General features: G+C 37.5%; 8 protein-coding genes. All 8 read left to right on the forward strand.

Going from position 1 to position 6,232, the window contains the following annotated elements; all coding sequences use genetic code 11:
* The coding region (locus AC1DWB_RS30295) for an FRG domain-containing protein (RefSeq protein ID WP_477544821.1) at nucleotides 1–770 on the forward strand (770 nt) is incomplete at its 5' end.
* A gap of 217 nt (nucleotides 771–987) precedes the next feature.
* Nucleotides 988–1,749, forward strand: coding sequence for a hypothetical protein (locus tag AC1DWB_RS30300; RefSeq protein WP_477544822.1), 762 nt, complete (start codon nucleotides 988–990; stop codon nucleotides 1,747–1,749).
* 250 nt (nucleotides 1,750–1,999) lie between these two features.
* Nucleotides 2,000–2,413 carry an Imm7 family immunity protein gene (locus AC1DWB_RS30305; RefSeq protein ID WP_477544823.1) on the forward strand — a complete coding sequence of 138 codons (414 nt, stop codon included), beginning with the start codon at nucleotides 2,000–2,002 and terminating at the stop codon, nucleotides 2,411–2,413.
* Nucleotides 2,414–2,743: 330 nt separating this feature from the next.
* The gene (gene fosB / locus AC1DWB_RS30310; protein ID WP_477544824.1) at nucleotides 2,744–3,166 is read left to right on the forward strand and encodes a metallothiol transferase FosB; all 423 of its coding nucleotides are present in this window, start codon (nucleotides 2,744–2,746) and stop codon (nucleotides 3,164–3,166) included.
* A gap of 199 nt (nucleotides 3,167–3,365) precedes the next feature.
* The gene (locus AC1DWB_RS30315; RefSeq protein WP_477544825.1) at nucleotides 3,366–3,797 is read left to right on the forward strand and encodes an NUDIX hydrolase; all 432 of its coding nucleotides are present in this window, start codon (nucleotides 3,366–3,368) and stop codon (nucleotides 3,795–3,797) included.
* A gap of 250 nt (nucleotides 3,798–4,047) precedes the next feature.
* The gene (locus AC1DWB_RS30320) at nucleotides 4,048–4,629 is read left to right on the forward strand and encodes a histidine phosphatase family protein (protein WP_477544826.1); all 582 of its coding nucleotides are present in this window, start codon (nucleotides 4,048–4,050) and stop codon (nucleotides 4,627–4,629) included.
* Nucleotides 4,630–4,854: 225 nt separating this feature from the next.
* Complete coding sequence (locus tag AC1DWB_RS30325) at nucleotides 4,855–5,244, forward strand: hypothetical protein (protein ID WP_477544827.1); 390 nt, start codon at nucleotides 4,855–4,857, stop codon at nucleotides 5,242–5,244.
* A gap of 239 nt (nucleotides 5,245–5,483) precedes the next feature.
* Nucleotides 5,484–6,029 (forward strand): hypothetical protein, encoded by a 546-nt coding sequence (locus AC1DWB_RS30330; protein ID WP_477544828.1) that lies wholly within the window; start codon nucleotides 5,484–5,486, stop codon nucleotides 6,027–6,029.
* The last annotated feature ends 203 nt before the right edge of the window (nucleotides 6,030–6,232 follow it).

Raw genomic sequence — 6,232 nt, forward strand, 5'->3', positions numbered from 1 at the left:
CACTAGAATGGAGACTTACTTCAAGCTTATACAGAGAACTTGATAAAGCTAAGGATTTGCTCAAGAGTAGTGGACAGGAATGGGAGAAGAAAAAGAATATTTATGAACTGGAATTAATAAGACTTTTTAAGGCGCAATCACATTTACACTTTAATTTGAATCCAGACAACTACATGGATATCATTTCTATTTTACAAGATGAACCTAACAACGAATTCACTTTTAATAGACTTGAATGGTTGTCAATCATGCAACATTATGGGGCACCTACACGACTATTGGATTGGACTTTTTCACCGTATATTGGCTTATTTTTTGGTGTGGAGAACGCAACGGAGGATTTCTGTTTATATGCATTAAACATTGAATACATACGGGAATATAACAAGAAAAATCATGGAGAGAAAGCAACTTTAGTAAGAAAGCTATTCACAAGTAAGCAGGACGGTTTTTTTGTGTACCCTTACGAACCGCAAATAATGAATGAGCGAATTGTTCGACAACAAGGATTATTTATAGTCCCCAGTTCAAATTATCGAACCTTTGATTCTTTACTTTCCAAATATGATATTGAAGATGGTGTAGGCAATGATGGCGAGGAAGTTGCATATAAGTTGGTTATTAAGAAGTCAATGATCCTAGACTGTATCTTAAATCTTAAATTAATGAATATTACACCTGAGACCCTGTTTCCTGGAATCGAGGGTTTTTGTAAATCCTTTAAATTACATTTACTTGAGCCAACCAAAAATATTAAGAGAGTTTTTTAGCGAATTCAGAGAAGGCATATCCATCATATAACAATGCATTCCCACTTCGGCCGGCTGCGCTGACCTTGGTCCACCCGAGGCATTTCAGGGAAGTGATTCACGTGGACACACCTGTACCGACTAAGCGCAGTCACGCCCGCCACTTCGTGGCTTAAGTCGGTAAGGCGTCGGGAATGCGGAAACGTTATACGAAATTTTTTCATTAGGAGAAGATGTTGTGGGAGATTTCATAGAAGTACTAGTAAAGGTTATACCAATAATAGCTGGTATTTTTGCAGTTATTAGGTTTATTGTAACAACAACTAATAAGTCTATTATTGAAATAATCATTACCCCTAAAAATATAAGATTATGGGAGGACTTTTTTGAACTTGTTGTCTTATCATTGATTATTACCACTGGATTGATTGTTCCAAGTTTAGTCCTAGGGTCTATATCAGAGTCGGTTATTAACATTATTGGCTCTATGCTACTAGTTGTTCTTTTAGTGACAAGTTTATTAATAATTGCTGCATGGGTAAGTACATGGTTTACAAAATTTAAATGGACGAAGAAATTATCCGAAATTGGTATTATTGGGAACTTTTTGACTGTGATACTCATTATGTTTCTTATTTCATTTGAATTAAGCAATGATTTAAAACAATTAATATCTGATGAGGAATACTTGGAAATAGTATTGATCTACTTATCATGTGATTTATTAATTTTCATTTTGTTTAAGATTTACAGAACATTATTCAGACATCTCTATAAACCTAGGCAAGGAATCTATCAAATTAAAAGAGTTGAAACCAATAAGATCAACGAAGAACTCGAATCATTAATATTTAGGTTTGCAATAGATAACGAGAGATATATCCTAAATCATTTACCACCAAGCCGCGATATGCAATTTCCGATCTACGTATACTTCCCGAAAGAAAATAATTTAATAAAGTATGTAAAAATCAATCAATTAACTAATGGAGAGAAATAAACTTCGCATAACACCGTATTCCCACAGCGGTCGGCTACACCGACCATGTTCTGCAGAAGTTTATCGAGGAAGCGAACTCAGCAGACAACCCTGCACTGGCTAACCGCGTCGCGGCCGGCCTTCGGCCTTAAGCCAGTGAGGGTTCGGGAACACAACAACGTTATATGAAAGATTGGCCTAAACCCATAAATTTTGAAGGCATATTCGAATGCCCCATCCTGGGGCTGAAGCTTAATAAAGGAGAATTTCTATGTTTGAATTTCATGGCTGGGCCGTATTGAGGTATCACTCACATGATACAAATGAACAGCTACAGGATGATGAATTCGATAAATTCTGCAAGTACATAAAAGACATTGATTCAATGAACTTATCAAAGATAACAAGATATAATGGACAAGACTCTTTTTTAGTAAGTGGACTTCATAATCACAAACAACAATATGTTCTTGAAATCTTTACTTGGATAGCATCTAACTTACCTGGATCATATGGGTTACTTTATATCAATGATAGTGATGATTTCAATGAAACAAATGAGAACACTAATAAATTTTTTGTTTGGAGATTAGCCAAAGGAAAACTGCTCTTAAAGGACGATTCACTATTGTCACCTATAGTTCCAACAATTGAGGATGAATTTGATCCTAGTAGAGACGATTAAAAACCGTATTAAAAACCGTATTAAAAACCGTATTAAAACCTTAACCTAATTAATATCTTTAAAGATTTAAACTTAATTTGTGGGCCGACGTCTGTCTTTATTCGAAGAAGTGGGCCAATCCTTCATATAACACCGTATTCACACTTCGGGCCGTTCGGCCCTTGGTCCGCCAGGAGCTATTTCTAAGAAGTTGATCAGGCGGACAACCTGCACTGGCTAACCGCGTCGCGGCCCGGCCTACGGCCTTAAGCCAGTGAGGGTTCGTGAATACAGGAACGTTATACGAAACTACTGAAGAATTCATTTTTAAGCCCAAAGGAAGATCATATTATGCAGATTCGAGGAGTCAATCATATTTGTTTTTCGGTCACAAGCTTAGAGAAATCCATTACTTTCTACGAGCAAGTTTTTGAAGCTAAATTATTAGTGACTGGCAGAAAACTGGCTTATTTTGATTTGAATGGGAYATGGATTGCCTTAAATGAAGAGAATGACATACCAAGAAATGAAATTCAATACTCTTATMCTCATTTAGCTTTTACGATCGAAGAAGAAGATTATGAAAGATGGAAAGAGAAACTAATAAAACTTGAAGTGAATATTTTACATGGTAGAGAAAGAGATGAAAGGGACAAGAAATCAATATATTTTACAGACCTGGACGGRCATAAATTTGAATTTCATACAGGACAATTAAAAGACAGAATGGAATATTATAGAAATAACAAAACCCATTTGAAGTTCTTTGAGTAAGTATCACAGYGTAGCTTCGTATAACACCGTATTCACGCTTCGGGGGACAAGCCCTCTCGGTCTACAAGATATATTTCGAGGAAGTGGTTCCAGCAGACAACCCTGCACTGGCTAACCGCATCGCGGCCGGCCTTCGGCCTTAAGCCAGTGAGGGTTCGTGAACACAACAACGTTATATGAAATCTGAGCAAACCTAATAATGAAAGGACTAATTTTGATGCATAATCTTCCGAAGCACTTTATATCCGCTGCTGCGATTGTAYTGAATGATGAAAACAAGATTTTATTACTTAGAGGACCCGAAAGAGGATGGGAAATGCCAGGAGGTGTGGTWGAAGAAGGTGAATCATTAACGGATGCTGCAATTAGAGAGACTAAGGAAGAAACCGGGATAGACATCGAAATAATAAAATTTTGTGGGATTTTTCAGAACGTTAAGGATTGTATTTGTAATACATTATTTTTAGGGCGACCTATAGGAGGGGAATTTAGAACATCCAATGAGAGTCTTGAAATTGGTTATTTTACAATGCATGAAGCTCTTAGTATGGTTACGTTTATGAACTTTAAAGAACGAATTGAATATTGTATAAACCAACAAGACCCCTTTTTAATAGAGTTTAATACATAATAGAAGGACTATTTGAAGGCGTGTTCAAGGAAGGCTCAGACTTCATATAACACCGTATTCACGCTACGGGACCTGTATGGTCCCTTGGTCTGCAAGAGGCATTTCGGGGAAGCAGAATCAGCAGACAACCCTGCACTGGCTAACCGCGTCGCGGCCGGCMTKYGGCCTTAAGCCAGTGAGRGTTCGTGAATACAACWACGTTAGATGAAATCATTGCAAATAAATTTTACATACTTTTGGGGGTTCAGAGATGAAAACAACAATTTATATGGTGCGCCATGCAGAGTCACCCTTTGTATTTGGACAAGAAAAAGCAAGAGGACTATCTGAAGAAGGACTAGCAGATTCAAGAAGGATAGCTGGTATATTTGAGGACATCGAAGTTAATTGTGTTGTTTCCAGTTCTTATAGAAGAGCCATTCAAACCGTGCAATACCTAGCAGATAAGAAAGGGTTACCTATTTTTGAATTTGAAGAACTTCGAGAAAGACCGATTAAAGGACTAGATAATAAGGCACCTTGGGAAGAATTGCTGAGAGCGATAGAGAAGTCGTTTATTGATATAGACTTTTTTTTAGAAGGCGGTGAATCTACCAGGAAGGCTCAGCAGAGAGCCATACCGATAATAGAGAAACTGCTTTGTGAATACAAAGGCAAGAGCGTTGTTATTGGAACCCATGGAAATATAATGACGATCATAATGAATTATTACAATATAGAATATGGATTTGATTTTTGGAACAGCACTTCAAAGCCAGATATTTATAAGATGACTTTTGAATCGAATGAATTAAAGAATATTGAAAGATTATGGGTCCCAAGTTATTCATGAGGGCAATGACTTCATCTAACACCGTGTTCCCGCGGCGGATCGCAAGCGATCCTTGGTCTGCCCGAGGCATTTCAGAGAAGCGGAATCAGGCAGACAACCCTGCGAGGCTAAGTGGCGGAGCCACCCGGCGACTTCGTCGCCTTAAGCCTCTCGGGTTCGGGAACACAACAACGTTATCGGAAATTACCCTAGAACATATAAAGACTAAATAAGAAAGGATAAAAAATGAAACTAACCTTTTATAAACAGAGTGGCTTAACTCTTGTTTATTTTTATTTTTTTTCAAAAGCACAGTGCATAGAATTGAATAATGGAGGAGAATCTGATTTAACTTGTGAGCTATTATTTGATTCTGAAGATGAATGGATTGGTTTAAGTTTTGCCAGTAACAACATAATTGAAGATAATTTTGAACCCAATAACCTTGTTACAATTTACCATTCAGAAGGAGTTTGGACCATATTATTTAGATCTAATAAAGTCGTTGCAAGAAAAGAAATACAAGGCTGTATAACGGATCTCTATAACAATAAATACACAGGGATTGAACTTATTCTACTTGAAAGAACGATACCTAAATTTACTTATATAAGTGATTTAATATACAATAAATAAATTTATTTGCTTTTCGAAGAAGAGGGTAACATCCGATAACACCGTATTCACGCTATGGAGCCTACGGCTCCTTGGTCTGTCCGAGGCATTTCGAGGAAGCGGACTCAGCAGACAACCCTGCACTGGCTAAGTCCGTCAGACCCGGGGCTGCGCCCCTTAAGCCAGTGAGGGTTCGTGAATACAACAACGTTATACGAAAATCGGTTAAAAACAATATTTATAAAGGAGAAATGAAAAAAATGACTGAAAAGCATTCTTTAAAAACTGAAATTACAGACTTATTAATTAAATTAATTCCAAATGCAGTGAAAGAGATACCAGCTCCTATAGACGATAGTGTATGCTACATTGCACTTTATCGAAGTGATGCCTATCCATTAGTTGGTCTTATCCAACTTGGTATTGAATCAAGAAGAAGTGAAATGAAAGAAGAAGCTGGAACGTGGGGAGCATGGAATTCTGGGGATCAACCAGTGAGATATCAAAATGATTTAAATAATGGAGAACTTGAAGAAAAACTAGAAAAATTTTTAGAAGTATGTGGAGAATCTGAAGAATTTGAAGGAGAATGGTACGATGCTGAATGGTGGGTAAGATGTTCCGAAATCATGAACGAGGTTTCAATGGAGTTAAACAAATACAATTGGAAATCACACTTTAATAACATCACTGAAGACTTCGTAGTATATGTCGATAGAGAAGACTTAGATGTTGATAATGGTGACCTTGAGTTATGTATTCCTAAAGAGAAAATAAAAATTTTGAAAAATATAGGACTGATTTAAATATATTGAAAGTATTTCAAGTAGAACCGATCTTCGTATAACAATACATTCCCACTGCGGCCGGCTGCGCCGACCTTGGTCCACCTGAGGCATTTCAGGGAAGTGAATCAGGCGGACACACCTGTACCGACTAAGCGCGGTCGCGCCCGCCACTTCGTAGCTTAAGTCGGTAAGGCGTCGGGAATGCGGAGACGTTATGCGTA

It is taken from the genome of Paenibacillus sp. P4_E11, from assembly GCF_056401635.1.